Here is an 18302-nt window from a genome sequence, read left to right on the forward strand (position 1 = left end):
TCACGATGAAGATCATCATGGACACCATCATGATGAAGACCATGATCACGGTTTTAACGCTAATCGTGTCATCAGTGAGGATGAACAAGGCTTTATCATGAGTCACGGTGACCACAATCATTACTTCTTCAAGAAGGATTTGACTGCTGATCAAATCAAGGCCGCACAAGACCACTTGAAAGGTGCAAATACAGCAACACCAAATCCAGCTCATGATGACGATCACGATGAAGATCATCATGGACACCATCATGATGAAGACCATGATCACGGTTTTGATGCTAATCGTGTCATCAGTGAGGATGAGCAAGGTTTTGTCATGAGTCACGGAGACCATAATCATTACTTCTTCAAGAAGGATTTGACAGCAGAGCAAATTAAGGCTGCACAAGACCATTTGAAAACACATCATGATGCAGAGCCTGTAAAACCTCTTGCTAAAACGGTAGAGTCTTTCTCAAGAGATGCTAGCGATGAAGAAAAGATTGCTTATATTTCGAAGACATACGGCGTTCCACTTGAAGCGATTAGAATTTCAAACGGATTCTTTGTTTTTGGAAATCCAGACCAAGCCTACGATCCAACTCATATCCATCCCTATGCTGTTCGTAAGGAACATGTTCGACTTCCACTCCAAACTGGAAATCCAGAACTTGATTTCCTAAACGAACTCTACACGACTGCTTTGAGAGATGGCGTGTCTCCGTATAGCTTACAGGTAGAAAATGGTAGTTTTGTGATTCCTCATGGCGACCACAATCACTACATCAAGGTTCAAACTAAGGGATATGAAGTGGCTTTGAAAAACAAGATTCCAGCCCTACAATCCAATTATCAACCTGGAGCTTTTGATGAGAAGGCAGTCTTGGAAAAAGTGGATCAACTTCTAGCTGATAGCAGAAGTATCTACAAAGACAAGCCTATCGAACAAAGACAGATTGAGTTAGCTTTAGGTCAGTTTACTGAAAACATGAAGAAACTGGCAACTAACTCTACAGCAGGTTATCTTGCGACACTTGATCTCTTTGATAAGCAATATATCCATATTGATGAAAGTGTTAAACCTACTGAAACAAGTGCTTTAGATAAGAAATATCAAGCCTTGATTGATAAAATCAATACACTGGATACAGACTCTTATGGACTTCCTAAGAAAGACCTTCTTGTTCGACTTCAAGAAGCTAAATTGGCAAAAGATGAGGCTGCTTTAGCAGCGGTTGAATCACAACTTCAAGCTCTTCAAGACTTTAATGACCGAACAGGTGTTACAACAGTGGAATACATCAAGTATTTCTACGAACACGTAAATGACGGTCGTTTAAATGATGAACTTCGGAACAAAGTAGCTCAGTTGACTTGGACCTTGTATCAATCTCAATCTTTCCTTAAGGCAGCAGAATTGAACAGACTATTCCCAAGCATCTATCAGGCAAAACAAGAAGTGGAAGAAGCTTTGAAAGCTCAACCAACTACTGCTAAATCGACTCAGACAGTTCTAGATACTGAAAAAGTTGATAACCAAACTGCCAAGACAGCTATTTATGGCTTCTTGAAAGAATTGTACGGAGACTTTATGCCTGAAGAACATGTCAATCATGTTAGCAAGGAAGAAGTAGAAAGCCTCTTGAGTAAGGCAAATCAACTCTTAGAACAAATCCAAGAAGAAGGAATCAGACAATCCTTGGCAGAAGAAGTAGAAAATCTCAAAGCTGCCACAAACAAGGCTGATGCGGACTTGGATGAAGTAAACAGTCAGGTAAAAGATGTCTTGACTCGTATCGCTAGCGCCCTTCAACAAGAAAAGGAAAATGCTGAGCAAGATCCTCAGACACTTGTTCTCTATCAAAAACTCTACGATATTCTTATGTCGCTTCATGCTTATTTAGAAAACAATAAGGGTTCTGATGCAGACTTTGATAAAGTGGATGCATTACTAGATCAACTTTCTGCTAAGAGTAAAGATAAAGCTGCTTTACTTGAATTGACAAAAGCTATTCTAGTCTTGAATCAAGAAATCAAGTCAAAATCAAGCGCAAGTGAAGAAGCAACTCCAGCGACAAATGCAGAGGCAAATGGTGATAAGACAAGTACCGAAACTGAAACATCAGTAACTGCAGAATCAAATAGTGAAACTGCAAGCGACGAAAACAAACTGAGTAATGCAACAGATTCTAAACCTGCTGAATCAGCTTCAGAAAAGGAAACAATAGAATCTACAACAAGTACTGGAAATCAAGAAAAACCAGCAGAATAAAAAGAAAGGCGAAGTAGCTGAGCTACCTCGTCTTTTTTAGTCTTTATAATCTACAATGCCAATGATGGTATCCACTGCACGTTCCATAGTCTGAAGGCTGACGTATTCAAAACGTCCGTGCATGTTTTCACCACCCGCAAAGATATTTGGAGTTGGAATTCCCATAAAGGAAATTTTAGAGCCGTCTGTCCCTCCGCGGATTGGTTCGATAATAGGTGTGATTCCTAGGTCTTCCATAACGGCTTTAGCAATGGTAATTGGAGTCATATCTTTTTCAATGACTTCTTTCATATTGTAGTACTGGTCTGTCAAGCTTAGGGTGACACGGTCGCTACCAAGTTCTTGATTCATTTTATCAGCGATTGCTTGCATAGCTGCTTTACGCGCTTCAAAGGAATCTTTTTCAAAATCGCGAATGATGTAGCTTGCACGCGCCTCCTCGACACTACCTGTAACATCCATAAGATGATAAAAACCTTGGTAGCCATCCGTTAACTCAGGTCTGTCATTCTCTGGAAGTTGATTGTGAAAATCAATTGCTAGCTGAAGGGCGTTGACCATCTGACCTTTGGCAGTACCAGGATGGACATTGCGTCCTTGGAAATGCAATTCAGCACCAGCTGCTGAGAAGGTCTCGTACTGAAGTTCACCTAGTGGGCCACCATCAACTGTGTAGGCAAAATCAACATCAAAATCTTCTGCATCAAATTTATTAGCACCAACACCGATTTCTTCATCTGGACCAAAACCAACTCGAATCTCACAGTGTTTGATTTCAGGATGAGTAGTCAGATATTCAATAGCTGTCATAATTTCAGCAATACCTGACTTGTCATCAGCACCTAGCAAGGTTGTTCCATCTGTTGTAATGAGTGTTTGTCCTGGATATTTCCCAAGACTCTTAAAGTCAGCTGGATCGAGTTTGAAACCAGAATTTCCAAGTTCAATCACATCACCATCGTAGTTTTCAATTACCTGAGGATTGACTCCTTCGGCATTAAAGTCAGCAGTATCCATGTGAGATATAAAGCCAATCTTACGTGTTAAAGATGGATCATTGGCTGGTAAGGTCCCAATTGCAAAACCATTTGGTAGATAATAAACATTTTGTAATCCAACACGTTTCATTTCAGGAATAAGAACATTGGTTGCGAAGTCAACCTGACTCTGCGTACTTGGAGTAGTAGTAGAGTGTTCATCAGAGCGCGTGTTGACCTTAACGTAGGTTAGGAATCGGTCCAAGAGATTTGGATAAGTCATAAAAAACTCCTTTTGAATTCATTTTTTCCATTGTATCATAGAAAAGAGAGAAAAACAAAAGACTGAAGTTAGGGAAATTCGCTATGTTGGCGTTTACTTATCAACGAATTAATGATAAAATAAACTTGATAAAAATATCACAAGGAAGCGATTATGAAAAAAGCAATTTTAATGATGACTTTCGGTTCGCCAGAAGAGATTACCTTTGAAGGTGTGGCTGATTTTTTCACAAATATTCGTCGTGGAGTGAGACCTCAAGACCACGAGATTCAAACTCTCTATGATAATTATGTACGAATTGGCGGCACACCTCTGCAAAAAATTACCCGTGAAGAGGTTGCCTTGGTAGAAGCTAGACTGAGGAATGAATACAGTGTTTATTTTGCTAATAAGTTTTCTAGACCGTTTATCCCAGATGTGATTGGTCAGATGGAAGCAGACGGCATTGAACAGTGTATTTGCTTGATTTTGGAGCCCCATTATTCTTTTTACTCTGTCATGGGATACGAGAAATTTTTAGAAAGCAAACAAATTCAATTTTTGGTCATTAAGGACTGGTATCAGGAAGAAGCGCTCTTAAACTATTGGGCTGATGAAATTGGTGAAATTTTAAAAGAAGAAGTAAAGCAGGATAGCTTTAAAGTCATCTTTTCAGCCCACAGTGTGCCCATTTTTGCCTTGGATTTTGGTGATCCTTATATCGATCAAATTTTTGAAAATAGCAAGCTAGTCGCTGAAAAACTAGGTTTGAGTTCTGGTCAATATACTAACACTTGGCAAAGTGAAAGTGATATCGGGATTCCATGGATTAAGCCAGATGTCTTGGAGTATCTTAGAGAGCAGAAAGAACATCCAGACCATTATATTTTTGTACCTATTAGTTTTATTAGTGAGCACATTGAAGTCTTGTTTGACAACGATGTGGAATGTTATGACTTGTGTCAGGAATTTGGAGTAAACTACCATCGTCCATCAATGCCAAATACAGATTCTCGCTTGATTGATGCCTTGGTTAATGCAGTCAGAGCTAATGAACATCAAGAGTTTAAGGAATTTCTCCCAGAAGAAGAAACCTTTGATGAGTTAGTTCCTTCAGATGAGACTAAAAATATCTTGGCTGAATCTCAAGATTTACAAATGCCTGAATTTGTGAAAAAACTGATTGAGAAAAAAGGTCGTGAAAATGTTAAGATGCCTTATCTTATCAAGAGAATGCTTGAAAAAGCAGGTAAGTTACCAAAAGAGTAAAGAAAAAAGGATTTAGCTTTGTGCTAGATCCTTTTAATTGATTATTTTTTCTCAAGAAGAGCTTTGATATCTTGAAGTACTTCCAACTCAGTTGGACCAGCTGGAGCTTCCTCAGCAGCTTCTTCTTTCTTAGTAAGGCTTTGAGCTTTTTCAATTCCTTTGATAACGAAGAAGAGAACAGTACCAATAACTAGGAAGTTGATAACAGCACTCAAGAATTTACCATATGTAACACCATTCCAAGCAAGCTCAGCGATGTTTTGTACTTTCGCAGCTTCCAAGGCTGGATTCAAAATAAGTGGAGTGATGATATCGTTAACAAGTGATGTAACGATTGCACCAAAAGCAGTGGCAATGATCACACCGACAGCAAGATCAACAACGTTACCACGAAGCAAAAATGCTTTAAGATCTTTTAACATTTTCATAATTTCCTTTCCATAATTTCAAATTTATTATAACTCACTTACAAATGAATTGCAAGATTAATGCTTGCAATTTAACTTATTTTCTTAAAAATATACAATTTACTAAAAAAATAATTTAACATAATAATGGTTATTTGAGCAAATAAAGTCTCAATTCCATTAACTAAGTCCAGATTATTGTTAACGAACTGTCCAATGATTTCTGGAAAGCATGTAACAAAAATAAAAGTCAAGACAAGGTCAAGACCAAAAGTGAAGAGACGTGCTAGAGTAAATTTTACTAAACGACTTGCCCAATTCTGTCTAGCTTGCTTAAACACGATTGTATCATTTGTGATAAAGGCAAAGAGGATACCGATAATATTTCCCAAGGCAGTCGCAAGGAGTTCTTGATGAGTTAGTTGATAAATGACTAATCGGGATAGGATAGAAACAAGAGTAGTCGCTATACCAAAAAAGAGGTAGGCAAAGAGTTCATTATCCAAGAGAATTTGAATACATTTTTTCATGCTTTTAGTATAGCATAAAGCAGGCTATTGTGCTATACTAGTAAGGTTGATTCAAGCAACCCTTGGTGCTTAGCTTCTTTCACCAAGCATATTATACGCGGGAAACCGCCAAAGGAGAAAAAATGAAAAAATTAACTATTCGTGATGTTGCAGATATTGCAATCGTCGCTGCTATCTATGTCGTTTTGACTGTTACACCGCCCCTAAATGCTATTAGCTATGGTGCTTATCAGTTCCGTATTTCAGAAATGATGAACTTTATGGCTTTTTACAATCCTAAGTACATCATCGGAGTTACTATCGGTTGTATGATTGCTAATTTCTTTAGCTTCGGACTGCTAGATGTCTTTGTTGGTGGTGGATCAACCCTAGTATTCCTTAGTCTAGGTGTTTGGCTTTTTGCAAAATACAGCAAAGATTACCTCTTTAATGGATTAATTCGAAAAGATCATTTCTTCTTTTCAATCCTCTTTTCAATTTCCATGTTTACTATCGCTGCCGAGTTGAATATCGTAGCGCAATTACCATTTTTCCTTACTTGGTTTACAACAGGGATTGGTGAATTTGCCTCATTGATTATTGGAGCGATTATTATTGGTAAAATTGGTCGTCGAATCGATTTAACTAAATAGAACCAGAAAAGCTAGGTAGCTATTACCTGGCTTTTTCTTATGGAAAATATCTAAGGAAACTTGACAAGATTTTCTAACTATAGTATACTTTTTAAGTAAGCTGATTTAGCTCAGTTGGCAGAGCGCATCCATGGTAAGGATGAGGTCGCCGGTTCAATCCCGGCAATTAGCATGATATTTACAGGGAAACTCTTGAACACAAGAGTTTTTTTCTTATGCTCGTGAGAAAAAATTTTGACTTTTGTATAATAAAAGTCATCCTGCAAAAATTTCCTATTGACAAAACCACTTATTTCAAGTAATATAATAGACGCGATGAGTCGATAGGTAGTCTTCAGGCTACTATTGAGCATAAGGAGGTCATAACGCAGGAGCGGACCTTGATGAGTTGTGTGAACCTGCTCATCACATGAAGATGCCTCTTAGTCCCTAGTCTAGCGACTGGGGATTTTTATTTTCCAAAAAATGATGAAAAAGCTTTGCAATTCATGGAAAAAGTAGTATAATACATCTATTATAGAAATTTTTAGAAAATTCCGAAAGAGGTTATTTATGGGATATACAGTTGCTGTAGTCGGCGCGACAGGTGCTGTCGGAGCTCAGATGATAAAAATGTTGGAAGAATCAACACTTCCAATCGATAAAATTCGTTTACTTGCTTCTGCACGTTCAGCAGGCAAGACTTTGAAGTTTAAAGATCAAGATATTACGATTGAAGAAACAACTGAAACAGCTTTTGAAGGAGTTGATATTGCTCTTTTTTCAGCAGGTGGTTCTACATCAGCTAAGTATGCACCATACGCAGTGAAAGCTGGAGCGGTAGTAGTAGATAATACATCTTACTTCCGTCAAAATCCAGATGTTCCTTTGGTTGTACCAGAGGTCAATGCTCACGCACTTGATGCCCACAACGGTATCATTGCCTGCCCTAACTGTTCAACAATCCAAATGATGGTGGCTCTTGAGCCAGTTCGCCAAAAATGGGGCTTGGACCGTATCATTGTTTCAACTTACCAAGCAGTTTCAGGTGCTGGTATGGGAGCAATTCTTGAGACTCAACGTGAACTTCGTGAAGTCTTGAATGATGGAGTGAAACCACGTGATTTACATGCGGAAATCTTGCCTTCAGGTGGTGACAAGAAACACTATCCTATCGCCTTCAATGCTCTTCCACAAATCGATGTCTTCACTGATAATGATTACACTTACGAAGAGATGAAGATGACTAAGGAAACTAAGAAAATTATGGAAGATGACAGTATTGCAGTATCTGCAACATGTGTGCGTATTCCAGTCTTGTCAGCTCACTCTGAGTCAGTTTACATCGAAACAAAAGAAGTGGCTCCAATCGAAGAAGTAAAAGCAGCTATCTCAGCCTTCCCAGGTGCTGTTCTTGAAGATGATGTAGCTCATCAAATTTATCCTCAAGCCATCAATGCCGTGGGTTCACGTGATACCTTTGTTGGTCGTATCCGTAAAGACTTGGATGCAGAAAAAGGAATTCACATGTGGGTTGTTTCAGATAACCTTCTCAAAGGTGCTGCTTGGAACTCAGTTCAGATTGCAGAAACTCTTCACGAACGTGGATTGGTTCGTCCAACAGCTGAATTGAAATTTGAATTAAAATAGTCATATTGTTTAGGAGTTCAGATGAACTCCTTCTTTGAAATAGAGAGGTGTTTCTCATGTCTTATCAAGATTTAAAAGAGTGTAAAATCATCACAGCCTTTATTACTCCCTTCCATGAGGATGGTTCCATCAACTTTGACGCTATTCCAGCCTTGATTGAGCATTTATTGAGCCATCATACGGATGGAATTCTTCTCGCAGGGACGACAGCTGAGAGTCCAACTTTGACTCACGATGAAGAATTGGAGCTATTTGCAGCTGTACAGAAGATTGTCAATGGACGTGTACCTTTGATTGCGGGTGTAGGTACTAATGATACGCGTGACTCTATTGAGTTTGTCAAAGAAGTAGCGGAATTTGGCGGTTTTGCTGCTGGACTTGCTATTGTTCCTTACTACAACAAACCTTCTCAAGAAGGAATGTATCAGCATTTTAAGGCCATTGCAGATGCTTCTGACCTACCAATTATTATCTATAACATTCCAGGGCGTGTAGTTGTAGAATTAACTCCAGAAACCATGCTTCGTTTGGCTGACCATCCAAATATTATTGGTGTCAAAGAATGTACTAGCTTGGCTAATATGGCTTACTTGATTGAGCACAAACCAGAAGAGTTCTTGGTCTATACTGGTGAGGATGGAGATGCTTTCCATGCCATGAACCTTGGTGCGGATGGGGTTATTTCTGTTGCCTCTCATACAAATGGGGATGAGATGCACGAGATGTTCACTGCAATTGCAGAAAGCGATATGAAAAAAGCCGCAGCTATTCAGCGTAAATTCATTCCTAAGGTCAATGCCCTCTTCTCTTATCCAAGTCCTGCTCCTGTTAAGGCGGTTCTTAACTACATGGGATTTGAAGCTGGACCAACTCGTCTACCTCTAGTTCCAGCACAAGAAGAAGATGCCAAACGAATTGTCAAGGTTGTCGTAGATGGCGACTACGAAGCAACCAAGGCAACTGTAACAGGGGTCTTAAGACCAGATTACTAATAAAGACAATAAAATCCATGACCGCAACAACGATCATGGATTTTTCTATTTTCCTAAACAGAATTGACTAAAGAGTTGGGTAATAAGTTCATCAGGAGCAGCATCTCCAGTGATTTCTCCGAGGATTTCCCAAGTACGAGTCAAATCAACTTGAAGCAAATCAACAGGCATCCCCAGTTCAAGACCTTCATTAACAGCTTGTAGGCTTTCTACTGCCTTTTCAATTAGAGAAATGTGACGGGCATTTGACAAGTAAGTAGCATCTTGTTCAACCAAACCAGCGTTTTCAAAGAAGAGGTTGTTAATTCTCTCTTCAATCTTATCAATGTTTTGATTTTTAAGGACTGAAATACGGATGACATCTTCTGGAAGTTCTGAAGCTTCAATTGCTTCAGGAAGATCAGTTTTATTAAGAAGAATAATACGGTTTGTATCTTGGCTAATTTCAAGAAGTTGTCTGTCTTGAGCAGTCAGTGGTTCGCTAGCGTTTAGCACTAGTAGAACTAGGTCAGCTTCCTTGAGGGCTTTTTTTGAACGCTCAACTCCGATTTGTTCCACGATGTCATCCGTTTCACGAATACCAGCTGTGTCAATCAATTTTAGTGGAACACCGTTGATGTTGACGTATTCTTCGATGACATCTCGAGTTGTACCAGCAATATCGGTTACGATTGCCTTGTCTTCACGCAAGAGGTTGTTGAGAAGGCTTGATTTCCCAACGTTAGGGCGTCCGATGATAGCAGTTGAAATTCCTTCACGGAGGATTTTGCCACGACGGGCTGTCCTAAGGAGATTGGTTAGTAATTGTTCAAACTCCATTGTCTTCTCACGGACAACAGCAGTAGTCGCTTCTTCAACATCGTCATACTCAGGATAGTCAATATTCACCTCGACTTGGGCAAGTGTATTGAGGATTTCTTGACGGGTATTATTGATAAGATCAGAAAGGGAACCATCTAATTGTTTGACCGCAATGTTCATGGCCTTGTCTGTCTTGGCACGGATGATATCCATCACTGCCTCAGCTTGAGTCAAGTCCACACGACCGTTTAGAAAGGCACGTTTAGTAAATTCACCAGGTTCTGCCAATCGAGCTCCTTCACGGATAGCTAACTGGAGAATCTCATTGGTCACCGCAATCCCACCGTGGGTGTTAATCTCGATAATATCCTCACGAGTAAAGGTTTTTGGAGACTTCATGGCTCCAACCATGACTTCGTCCATGACTTTACTAGTCAGAGGATTAACAATGTGACCGTAGTTGAGAGTGTGGCTGGCAACCTTGTTCAAGTCTTTTCCTTTAAAAATCTTTTGCGCAATAGCAAAACTTTCTGTTCCGCTCAGGCGGACAATACCAATAGCCCCTTCACCTAGTGGAGTAGATATGGCAGCGATGGTATCAAATTCACGTGTAATCATAATGTTTCCTTTAATTAATAGCTCTTTTCTTGGAAATTTTCCCAAGTATCCTTTCAAATTGTAACAAATTTGAACTATTTCTTCAATGGATGTTACTTGGAGATTGAAAAAGCCTAAGCAATTCTGCTTAAGCTAGCTTATTTGGTGCGCATTTCCCCTTGTGGGAAGTAGGTTCCTTCTGGCATGTCATTGATGATGACATGGACAGCAGATTGAGGTGCTCCAGTGTTACGGACAACAGCTTCCGTTACTTCCTTAGCAAGAGCTTTCTTTTGCTCGAGCGTGCGTCCTTCAAATAAATCGATGCGTACAAATGGCATAATGGCTTCCTCCACTAGTTTTTGATTTCTTCTATTTTACCACATTTTGCCGTTTAAAGCTTAAGAAAATTATGATATACTAGAATGTAGCAAAAATTTAGAAATGGACGTGAAGCAAGAAACATGGCACAGTTGTACTATCGTTATGGGACCATGAACTCTGGTAAGACAATCGAGATTCTTAAAGTAGCCTATAACTATGAGGAGCAAGGAAAAGGTGTTGTGATTATGACCTCAGCTCTTGATACGCGTGACGGTGTTGGCTATGTGTCGAGTCGAATCGGTATGAAACGCCCTGCCATTGCGATTGAGGAAACAACTGATATCTTCGGTTATATCCGAGATTTACCAGAAAAACCTTACTGTGTGTTGGTTGATGAAGCCCAGTTTCTCAAGCGTCATCATGTTTATGACCTAGCTCGTGTTGTTGATGAGTTAGATATACCCGTCATGGCTTTTGGTTTGAAGAATGACTTTCGCAATGAGTTGTTCGAAGGTTCAAAATACCTCTTGCTCTTAGCAGACAAGATTGAAGAAATCAAGACCATCTGTCAGTACTGTAAGAAAAAGGCGACTATGGTGTTGCGAACTCAAGATGGTGTGCTAGTCTATGATGGCGAACAAATTCAGATCGGTGGAAATGAAACCTATATCTCAGTTTGCCGTAAACATTATTTTGCCCCTGAAATCAATAAGGAGAATGAAGAAAAATGAACATCTATGATCAACTACAAGCTGTAGAAGACCGTTATGAAGAATTAGGAGAGTTGCTCAGTGACCCAGATGTGGTTTCGGACACCAAGCGTTTCATGGAGCTTTCAAAAGAAGAGGCTTCTACTCGTGATACGGTAACTGCCTACCGTGAGTACAAACAAGTCCTTCAAAACATCGTTGATGCAGAAGAGATGATTAAAGAATCTGGCGGGGATGCGGACTTGGAAGAAATGGCCAAGCAAGAGCTCAAAGATGCCAAGGCTGAAAAAGAAGAATACGAAGAAAAACTCAAAATTTTGCTCCTTCCAAAGGATCCAAACGATGACAAGAACATCATTCTTGAAATCCGTGGCGCCGCTGGTGGAGACGAAGCAGCACTTTTCGCTGGAGATTTGCTAACCATGTACCAAAAGTATGCTGAAGCTCAAGGCTGGCGCTTTGAAGTCATGGAGGCTTCTATGAATGGTGTCGGTGGTTTCAAAGAAGTGGTTGCCATGGTTTCGGGGCAATCTGTTTACTCTAAACTCAAGTACGAATCTGGTGCTCATCGTGTGCAACGTGTTCCTGTGACAGAAAGCCAAGGCCGTGTTCATACTTCGACAGCAACAGTTCTTGTCATGCCTGAAGTCGAAGAAGTAGAATACGATATTGATCCAAAAGACCTTCGTGTCGACATCTATCACGCCTCTGGTGCTGGGGGACAGAACGTCAATAAGGTTGCGACAGCAGTTCGTATCGTTCACTTGCCAACCAATATCAAGGTTGAGATGCAGGAAGAACGTACCCAGCAGAAGAACCGTGAGAAGGCCATGAAAATCATCCGTGCGCGTGTTGCTGACCACTTTGCACAAATTGCTCAGGATGAACAAGACGCTGAGCGTAAGTCTACTATCGGTACTGGTGACCGTTCAGAACGGATTCGTACTTACAATTTCCCACAAAATCGTGTCACAGATCACCGTATCGGCTTGACCCTCCAAAAACTAGATACCATTTTGTCTGGTAAATTGGATGAAGTTGTGGATGCCTTGGTTCTTTATGACCAAACGCAAAAATTAGAAGAATTAAACAAATAATGAAATTAGCTCAATTATTTTCAGATTTTGAAGAAGAATTGATAAGACAAGGAGAGGAAGCAGAAAGCCTCTCTTTTGTCTATCGTAGCCTGAAAAATCTATCTTTTACGGACTTTGTTTTTGCCCTCCAGCAGGAAGTGACTGAAGAGGAAGAAGTATTTGTAAAAGAAATTTTCCAACAGTTAGCAACTCATAAACCGGCACAGTACATCATTGGACAGGCAGATTTTTATGGAATGCAGTTAAAAGTTGATGAGCGAGTATTGATCCCTCGTCCAGAAACAGAGGAGTTGGTGGAGCTTATCCTGGCTGAAAATCCTGAGACGAATTTTTCAGTTCTGGATATCGGAACAGGTAGTGGAGCCATTGCCCTTGCATTAGCAAAAAACAGATCAGCTTGGTCGGTGACGGCAGCAGATATTTCCCAAGAGGCTCTTAACCTTGCGTCCGAGAATGCTAAAAATCAAAAACTTAATATATTTTTCAAAAAATCTGATTGTTTTGCAGAAATTTCTGAAAAATATGATATAATTGTATCCAATCCACCCTATATCTCTCGTGAAGATGAGTCAGAGGTTGGCTTGAATGTCTTGCATTCGGAACCTCATCTAGCTCTTTTTGCAGACGAGGATGGCCTAGCTATTTACCGTAGAATTGCGGAAGATGCAACAGACTATCTCAAAGATGGTGGTAAGATTTACCTTGAAATTGGATACAAGCAAGGTCAAAGTGTTCCTGAACTTTTTAGGAAACATCTTCCTGAAAAACGATTACGAACACTTAAGGACCAGTTTGGTCAAGATAGGATGGTTGTAATTGATGATGGACAGGATTAGACAAGAGTTGGAAAATGGTGGAGCGGTCGTTCTACCTACTGAGACAGTTTACGGTCTCTTTGCCAAGGCTCTAGACGAAAAAGCAGTTGACCATGTTTACCAACTCAAACGTCGTCCAAGAGATAAGGCGCTTAACCTCAATATCGCCTCTCTAGAGGACATCTTGCACTTTTCTAAGAATCAGCCAACTTATCTACAAAAACTTGTAGAGACCTTTTTACCAGGTCCCTTAACCATTATTCTCGAAGCTAATGACCGAGTTCCCTATTGGGTCAATTCTGGTCTTGCAACTGTTGGATTTCGGATGCCTAGTCATCCCATTACCCTTGATTTGATTCGAGAGACAGGACCTCTGATTGGACCGTCAGCTAATATCTCAGGTCAGGCAAGTGGAGTGACTTTTAATCAAATTCTAGAGGATTTTGACCAAGAGGTTTTGGGTTTGGAAGACGATCCTTTTCTAACTGGACAGGATTCAACTATTTTGGATTTGTCTGGAGACAAGGTGAAAATCTTACGCCAAGGGGCCATTAAGCGAGAAGATATTCTTGCTCGGTTGCCAGAGATTTCTTTTGAGGAGGAATGAGATGTTAAGAGACTTAAGAGAAACTGATGTGAAAGCAATATGTGAGATCAACCAAGATGCTTTGGGCTATTCTTTTAGTCCAGAGGAAACGGCTAGTCAATTAGCTAGACTATCTCAGGATTCCCATCATTTCTTACTTGCTTATGAGGATGAATCTACTCATGCCTTGCTTGGATATGTCCACGCTGAGGTCTATGAATCACTTTATTCTAAAGCAGGATTTAATATTTTAGCTTTAGCAGTTTCACCTCAAGCACAAGGGCAAGGTATTGGTAAAAGCTTATTACAAGGGTTGGATCAAGAAGCAAAAAGACGTGGTTATGGGTTTATCCGCTTAAACTCTGCCGATCATCGTCTGGGTGCTCATGCATTTTATGAAAAAGTTGGTTATACTTGTGATAAAGTGCAGAAACGATTTATTCGCATCTTTTAGTTTATTTTCTTGTTGCAAAACAAACTAAAGGACCAGTCACACTATAAAGGAGAAGACCTATGATTTTTGACAAAGACGATTTTAAAGCATATGATGCTGATCTCTGGAATGCTATTGCCAAAGAAGAGGAACGCCAACAAAACAACATTGAGTTGATTGCTTCGGAAAACGTAGTTTCCAAGGCTGTCATGGCAGCTCAAGGGTCTATCTTGACGAATAAATACGCCGAAGGCTACCCAGGACGCCGTTATTATGGTGGAACAGATGTAGTAGACGTAGTAGAAACTCTAGCCATTGAACGTGCAAAAGAAATTTTCGGTGCTAAATTCGCCAATGTCCAACCTCACTCAGGAAGCCAAGCCAACTGTGCTGCTTACATGGCCTTGATTGAGCCTGGCGATACGGTTATGGGAATGGATTTGGCTGCAGGTGGTCACTTGACTCATGGGGCTCCTGTTAGCTTCTCAGGTCAAACCTACAACTTTGTTTCTTATAGTGTTGATCCTGAAACGGAACTCTTGGATTTTGATGCTATCTTGAAACAAGCCCAAGAAGTAAAACCAAAATTGATCGTAGCAGGTGCTTCAGCTTATTCTCAAATTATCGATTTTTCAAAATTCCGTGAAATTGCGGATGCTGTGGGTGCGAAGCTCATGGTAGACATGGCCCATATCGCTGGTTTGGTTGCTGCTGGTCTTCACCCAAGTCCAGTACCATACGCTCATATCACCACAACAACGACCCACAAAACCCTTCGTGGACCTCGTGGTGGTTTGATTTTAACTAATGATGAAGAACTTGCTAAGAAAATCAATTCAGCTATTTTCCCAGGTATTCAGGGTGGACCTTTGGAGCATGTTGTTGCTGCTAAGGCAGTTTCCTTCAAAGAAGTATTAGATCCAGCCTTCAAGGAATATGCTGCCAATGTTATCAAGAACAGCAAGGCCATGGCGGCTGTCTTCTTACAAGACCCTGATTTCCGTATTATTTCTGGCGGGACTGAAAACCATCTCTTCCTAGTGGATGTGACTAAGGTTGTAGAAAACGGCAAAGTTGCTCAAAACTTGCTGGATGAAGTCAATATTACCCTAAATAAAAACTCAATCCCTTACGAAAGCTTGTCACCATTCAAGACAAGTGGGATTCGTATCGGAGCAGCAGCTATTACTGCACGTGGATTTGGTGAAGAAGAAAGTCGCAAAGTGGCTGAACTTATCATTAAAACCCTTAAGAATGCAGGAAATGAAGCTGTCTTAGAAGAAGTGAGAAGTGCGGTTAAAGAATTAGCAGATGCCTTCCCATTATACGAGGACTAAAACTTTTATGGACATTTATATTAAGAAAGCTATTATTCATCAGTTCAGTCCGGATGACACCGACCTGTTCCTAGCGGATAAGTTTCTCAATATTACTCCAAAAATCGAAGAATACTTGCGTAAAAAAATTGAACGTGTGTATTCAGATGAAGCCAAGACTGGGATTTTCGAGGAAGAAAATCCCTTCTTCAATCATATTACAGACGATTTGTTGGAGACATCAGTAACGCTGGCTAATCTCTGGAAAGAGGAGTTCAGCATTTCAGAAAATCTTAAGACCAATGACTTGATTTTTGTGCAATTTTCTAAAGAAGGTGTAGAACATTTCGCTTTCTTGCGAATTGCCCTACGGGAGACCTTGACCCACCTCGGAGGAGAAGTTGATAATCCAATCAAGCTGACTCAGAATAACCTGCCTGGATTTGGAACGGGTGCCGACGAAGCCTTGGTGGTCAATCTTCAGAGTCGCAAGTACCATCTGATTGAAAAACGAATCAAGTATAACGGGACTTTTTTGAATTATTTTTCAGATAATCTCCTAGCCGTCGCCCCTAAAATTTCACCTAAGAAATCTATCAAAGAACTGGAAAAAACGGCCCAGAGAATTGCTGAGACTTTTAACACAGATGATTTTCAATTTCAATCTAAGGTCAAATCAGCGATTTTCAACAACCTGGAAGAAAGCAATGAATTGTCACCTGAAAAATTGGCCAACGACCTTTTTGACAATAATCTGACGGCTCGTTTGAGCTTTATTGATCAAGTAAAGGAAGCTGTACCAGAGCCAGTTCAATTTGATGAAATTGATGCTAGTCGCCAATTAAAGAAATTTGAAAACCAAAAACTCTCCTTGTCAAATGGAATTGAGCTCATCGTTCCCAATAACGTCTATCAAGATGCTGAGTCTGTTGAGTTTATCCAAAATGACAATGGAACTTACTCTATCTTAATCAAAAATATCGAGGATATCCAAAGTAAATAATGTTTAAACGAATTCGAAGAGTGCTTGTACTAGCAGTCTTCCTTTTTGCTGGCTATAAAGCTTACCGCGTTCACCAAGATGTCAAGCAAGTCATGACCTATCAACCCATGGTGCGAGAAATCTTGAGTGAAAAAGACACCCCAGCAAACGAAGAGCTTGTGCTCGCTATGATTTATACTGAAACAAAAGGAAAAGAAGGCGATGTCATGCAGTCTAGTGAGTCTGCAAGTGGTTCCACCAACACTATCAATGATAATGCCTCTAGCATTCGGCAAGGTGTTCAAACTCTGACAGACAATCTCTATCTGGCTCAGAAGCAGGGGGTTGATGTCTGGACGGCTGTTCAAGCCTACAATTTTGGACCTGCCTATATCGATTTTATCGCCCAAAATGGCAAGGAAAACACCTTGGCTCTGGCCAAACAGTACTCTCGTGAGACTGTTGCCCCTTTGCTTGGTAATACCACTGGAAAGACTTATAGTTATATTCACCCCATTTCCATTTTCCACGGTGCCGAACTCTATGTAAATGGAGGAAACTATTACTATTCTAGACAGGTGCAACTCAACCTTTACATCATCAAATGTTTTACTCTCTTTTCGACATCTGGCTAGTCCAGGTGTTTTTGTTATAAGTTTTCTTTAAGATAGATATATTACTCTAGAAAGGTAAAGGAGGAAAATCCCTATGAGAAAGAAACTTTTTCTGACCAGTGCTGCGGTCTTGTGGGCAGTAACAGCTATGAATAGTGTCCATGCAGCAACAGATGTTCAAAAAGTCATCGATGAAACCTATGTTCAACCTGAATATGTCCTAGGATCTTCATTGTCTGAAGATCAAAAAAATCAAACTCTAAAAAAACTGGGCTACAATGCCTCAACAGATACCAAAGAACTCAAGACAATGACGCCTGATGTCTATTCTAAAATCATGAATGTAGCAAATGACTCAAGTTTACAGTTGTATTCATCAGCCAAGATTCAAAAACTAGGTGACAAGTCGCCACTTGAGGTCAAGATTGAAACACCTGAAAACATCACTAAGGTAACTCAGGATATGTACCGAAATGCAGCCGTAACTTTGGGTGTGGAACACGCCAAAATCACTGTAGCAGCCCCCATTCCAGTTACAGGAGAAAGTGCTTTAGCAGGGATTTATTATTCGCTAGAGGCTAATGGAGCCAAGGTACCGCAAGCCAATAAAGATTTGGCTCAAGAAGAGTTGAAGGCTTTGTCAGATATCAATGCTGAAAACAAGGACAAAACTGGCTATGATGCTAATAAATTAAACGTTGCCCTAGCCGATATCAAGTCAGGACTCGCCAAAGCTAAAGAAAGCAAGGGAAATCTGACAGAGGAAGATGTCCGTAAAATCGTTGAAGATACCTTAAAAAATTACAAACTTGATCAGGTTATAACAGGAAACCAGATCAATATCATCATCAATTTTGCTTTAAATCTCTCAAAAAGTGATATCCTCAGCAATGCAGACTTCACTAAAACCCTGAATGACCTTAAACAAAGCATTGTTTCACAAGCTGGCGACAGTTTTAAAAATATTAACCTTAACTTTGATGCTGATAAGGCGCTAGAGGACGGCGGTAATTTTCTAAGCTCCCTCTGGCAAGCCATTGTCAACTTCTTCAAGAGTTTTGGTTCTTAAGAAATT

General features: G+C 40.1%; 19 protein-coding genes, 1 tRNA gene and 1 riboswitch. Of the genes, 15 read left to right on the plus strand and 5 right to left on the minus strand.

The window, feature by feature from the left end:
• Positions 1 to 2254, plus strand: a 2254-nt coding sequence (locus L0P31_RS03680; RefSeq protein ID WP_238095824.1) for a pneumococcal-type histidine triad protein, incomplete at its 5' end; no start/stop codon positions are given.
• A gap of 36 nt (positions 2255 to 2290) precedes the next feature.
• On the opposite strand, the gene pepT is transcribed toward L0P31_RS03680, so the two are convergent.
• Complete coding sequence (pepT, locus tag L0P31_RS03685) at positions 2291 to 3514, minus strand: peptidase T (protein WP_238095826.1); 1224 nt, start codon at positions 3512 to 3514, stop codon at positions 2291 to 2293.
• Between the two features lie 153 nt (positions 3515 to 3667).
• Here pepT and hemH point away from each other — a divergent pair, with 153 nt between their 5' ends.
• The gene (gene hemH / locus L0P31_RS03690) at positions 3668 to 4762 is read left to right on the plus strand and encodes a ferrochelatase (protein WP_238095827.1); all 1095 of its coding nucleotides are present in this window, start codon (positions 3668 to 3670) and stop codon (positions 4760 to 4762) included.
• A gap of 41 nt (positions 4763 to 4803) precedes the next feature.
• On the opposite strand, the gene mscL is transcribed toward hemH, so the two are convergent.
• Both mscL and L0P31_RS03700 read right to left on the minus strand, forming a co-directional pair.
• Entirely contained in the window at positions 4804 to 5184 is a 381-nt protein-coding gene (gene mscL / locus L0P31_RS03695; RefSeq protein ID WP_238095828.1) for a large conductance mechanosensitive channel protein MscL, read from the minus strand.
• A 77-nt stretch (positions 5185 to 5261) separates the two neighbouring features.
• Entirely contained in the window at positions 5262 to 5699 is a 438-nt protein-coding gene (locus L0P31_RS03700; protein ID WP_238095829.1) for a GtrA family protein, read from the minus strand.
• Positions 5700 to 5727: 28 nt separating this feature from the next.
• Positions 5728 to 5824: riboswitch (PreQ1 riboswitch) on the plus strand.
• Here L0P31_RS03700 and L0P31_RS03705 point away from each other — a divergent pair.
• The 4 genes from L0P31_RS03705 to dapA all read left to right on the plus strand — a co-directional run bounded on the left by L0P31_RS03705 (position 5822) and on the right by dapA (position 8952).
• Complete coding sequence (locus L0P31_RS03705; RefSeq protein WP_078228402.1) at positions 5822 to 6331, plus strand: QueT transporter family protein; 510 nt, start codon at positions 5822 to 5824, stop codon at positions 6329 to 6331. (Overlaps the previous riboswitch by 3 nt.)
• Positions 6332 to 6430: 99 nt before the next feature.
• Positions 6431 to 6503, plus strand: a tRNA-Thr gene (locus L0P31_RS03710).
• A 380-nt stretch (positions 6504 to 6883) separates the two neighbouring features.
• Positions 6884 to 7960, plus strand: a complete 1077-nt coding sequence (locus tag L0P31_RS03715) for an aspartate-semialdehyde dehydrogenase (RefSeq protein WP_078228400.1) — start codon at positions 6884 to 6886, stop codon at positions 7958 to 7960.
• A 56-nt stretch (positions 7961 to 8016) separates the two neighbouring features.
• Positions 8017 to 8952, plus strand: coding sequence for a 4-hydroxy-tetrahydrodipicolinate synthase (gene dapA / locus L0P31_RS03720; RefSeq protein ID WP_078228398.1), 936 nt, complete (start codon positions 8017 to 8019; stop codon positions 8950 to 8952).
• 45 nt (positions 8953 to 8997) lie between these two features.
• Here dapA and mnmE read toward each other — a convergent pair whose 3' ends face one another.
• A complete protein-coding gene (gene mnmE / locus L0P31_RS03725; RefSeq protein ID WP_238095832.1) occupies positions 8998 to 10371 on the minus strand; it encodes a tRNA uridine-5-carboxymethylaminomethyl(34) synthesis GTPase MnmE in 1374 nt (457 codons plus the stop codon).
• Positions 10372 to 10508: 137 nt separating this feature from the next.
• Positions 10509 to 10691 carry a 4-oxalocrotonate tautomerase gene (locus L0P31_RS03730; RefSeq protein ID WP_001117401.1) on the minus strand — a complete coding sequence of 61 codons (183 nt, stop codon included), beginning with the start codon at positions 10689 to 10691 and terminating at the stop codon, positions 10509 to 10511.
• Positions 10692 to 10814: 123 nt separating this feature from the next.
• Between L0P31_RS03730 and L0P31_RS03735 the strand changes: the two genes are divergently transcribed.
• From L0P31_RS03735 to L0P31_RS03775, 9 genes are all read left to right on the plus strand, one after another.
• Positions 10815 to 11405: a thymidine kinase gene (locus L0P31_RS03735; protein WP_238095833.1), complete on the plus strand. Its 591-nt coding sequence runs from the start codon at positions 10815 to 10817 to the stop codon at positions 11403 to 11405.
• On the plus strand, positions 11402 to 12481 hold the full coding sequence (gene prfA, locus L0P31_RS03740; protein ID WP_001028815.1) for a peptide chain release factor 1: 1080 nt from the start codon (positions 11402 to 11404) through the stop codon (positions 12479 to 12481). Before L0P31_RS03735 ends, prfA begins: the two co-directional genes overlap by 4 nt.
• Complete coding sequence (gene prmC / locus L0P31_RS03745; RefSeq protein ID WP_000761870.1) at positions 12481 to 13317, plus strand: peptide chain release factor N(5)-glutamine methyltransferase; 837 nt, start codon at positions 12481 to 12483, stop codon at positions 13315 to 13317. The genes prfA and prmC overlap by 1 nt, the downstream gene beginning before the upstream one ends.
• Positions 13301 to 13903: an L-threonylcarbamoyladenylate synthase gene (locus L0P31_RS03750; protein WP_000969299.1), complete on the plus strand. Its 603-nt coding sequence runs from the start codon at positions 13301 to 13303 to the stop codon at positions 13901 to 13903. The genes prmC and L0P31_RS03750 overlap by 17 nt, the downstream gene beginning before the upstream one ends.
• Position 13904: 1 nt before the next feature.
• A complete protein-coding gene (locus tag L0P31_RS03755; protein ID WP_000942963.1) occupies positions 13905 to 14336 on the plus strand; it encodes a GNAT family N-acetyltransferase in 432 nt (143 codons plus the stop codon).
• Between the two features lie 59 nt (positions 14337 to 14395).
• On the plus strand, positions 14396 to 15652 hold the full coding sequence (glyA, locus tag L0P31_RS03760; protein WP_238095835.1) for a serine hydroxymethyltransferase: 1257 nt from the start codon (positions 14396 to 14398) through the stop codon (positions 15650 to 15652).
• Positions 15653 to 15659: 7 nt separating this feature from the next.
• Complete coding sequence (locus tag L0P31_RS03765) at positions 15660 to 16634, plus strand: nucleoid-associated protein (RefSeq protein ID WP_238095838.1); 975 nt, start codon at positions 15660 to 15662, stop codon at positions 16632 to 16634.
• Complete coding sequence (gene pmp23 / locus L0P31_RS03770) at positions 16634 to 17248, plus strand: cell wall hydrolase Pmp23 (RefSeq protein WP_004254352.1); 615 nt, start codon at positions 16634 to 16636, stop codon at positions 17246 to 17248. The genes L0P31_RS03765 and pmp23 overlap by 1 nt, the downstream gene beginning before the upstream one ends.
• Before the next feature lie 73 nt (positions 17249 to 17321).
• Positions 17322 to 18296 (plus strand): DUF1002 domain-containing protein, encoded by a 975-nt coding sequence (locus tag L0P31_RS03775; protein WP_004254354.1) that lies wholly within the window; start codon positions 17322 to 17324, stop codon positions 18294 to 18296.
• The last annotated feature ends 6 nt before the right edge of the window (positions 18297 to 18302 follow it).

This window comes from Streptococcus mitis, assembly GCF_022137125.1.
In the GTDB taxonomy this organism is placed as follows: domain Bacteria; phylum Bacillota; class Bacilli; order Lactobacillales; family Streptococcaceae; genus Streptococcus; species Streptococcus mitis_CE.

Excerpts from the sequence above, each read along its gene's own strand:
- hemH (WP_238095827.1), top strand. The coding sequence starts at position 3,668 with ATGAAAAAAGCAATTTTAATGATGACTTTCGGTTCGCCAGAAGAGATT.
- L0P31_RS03730 (WP_001117401.1), bottom strand. The coding sequence starts at position 10,691 with ATGCCATTTGTACGCATCGATTTATTTGAAGGACGCACGCTCGAGCAA.
- mnmE (WP_238095832.1), bottom strand. The coding sequence starts at position 10,371 with ATGATTACACGTGAATTTGATACCATCGCTGCCATATCTACTCCACTA.
- L0P31_RS03775 (WP_004254354.1), top strand. The coding sequence starts at position 17,322 with ATGAGAAAGAAACTTTTTCTGACCAGTGCTGCGGTCTTGTGGGCAGTA.
- L0P31_RS03765 (WP_238095838.1), top strand. The coding sequence starts at position 15,660 with ATGGACATTTATATTAAGAAAGCTATTATTCATCAGTTCAGTCCGGAT.
- pmp23 (WP_004254352.1), top strand. The coding sequence starts at position 16,634 with ATGTTTAAACGAATTCGAAGAGTGCTTGTACTAGCAGTCTTCCTTTTT.
- L0P31_RS03735 (WP_238095833.1), top strand. The coding sequence starts at position 10,815 with ATGGCACAGTTGTACTATCGTTATGGGACCATGAACTCTGGTAAGACA.
- mscL (WP_238095828.1), bottom strand. The coding sequence starts at position 5,184 with ATGTTAAAAGATCTTAAAGCATTTTTGCTTCGTGGTAACGTTGTTGAT.
- L0P31_RS03750 (WP_000969299.1), top strand. The coding sequence starts at position 13,301 with ATGATGGACAGGATTAGACAAGAGTTGGAAAATGGTGGAGCGGTCGTT.
- dapA (WP_078228398.1), top strand. The coding sequence starts at position 8,017 with ATGTCTTATCAAGATTTAAAAGAGTGTAAAATCATCACAGCCTTTATT.
- prfA (WP_001028815.1), top strand. The coding sequence starts at position 11,402 with ATGAACATCTATGATCAACTACAAGCTGTAGAAGACCGTTATGAAGAA.
- prmC (WP_000761870.1), top strand. The coding sequence starts at position 12,481 with ATGAAATTAGCTCAATTATTTTCAGATTTTGAAGAAGAATTGATAAGA.
- L0P31_RS03755 (WP_000942963.1), top strand. The coding sequence starts at position 13,905 with ATGTTAAGAGACTTAAGAGAAACTGATGTGAAAGCAATATGTGAGATC.
- L0P31_RS03700 (WP_238095829.1), bottom strand. The coding sequence starts at position 5,699 with ATGAAAAAATGTATTCAAATTCTCTTGGATAATGAACTCTTTGCCTAC.
- L0P31_RS03715 (WP_078228400.1), top strand. The coding sequence starts at position 6,884 with ATGGGATATACAGTTGCTGTAGTCGGCGCGACAGGTGCTGTCGGAGCT.
- pepT (WP_238095826.1), bottom strand. The coding sequence starts at position 3,514 with ATGACTTATCCAAATCTCTTGGACCGATTCCTAACCTACGTTAAGGTC.
- glyA (WP_238095835.1), top strand. The coding sequence starts at position 14,396 with ATGATTTTTGACAAAGACGATTTTAAAGCATATGATGCTGATCTCTGG.
- L0P31_RS03705 (WP_078228402.1), top strand. The coding sequence starts at position 5,822 with ATGAAAAAATTAACTATTCGTGATGTTGCAGATATTGCAATCGTCGCT.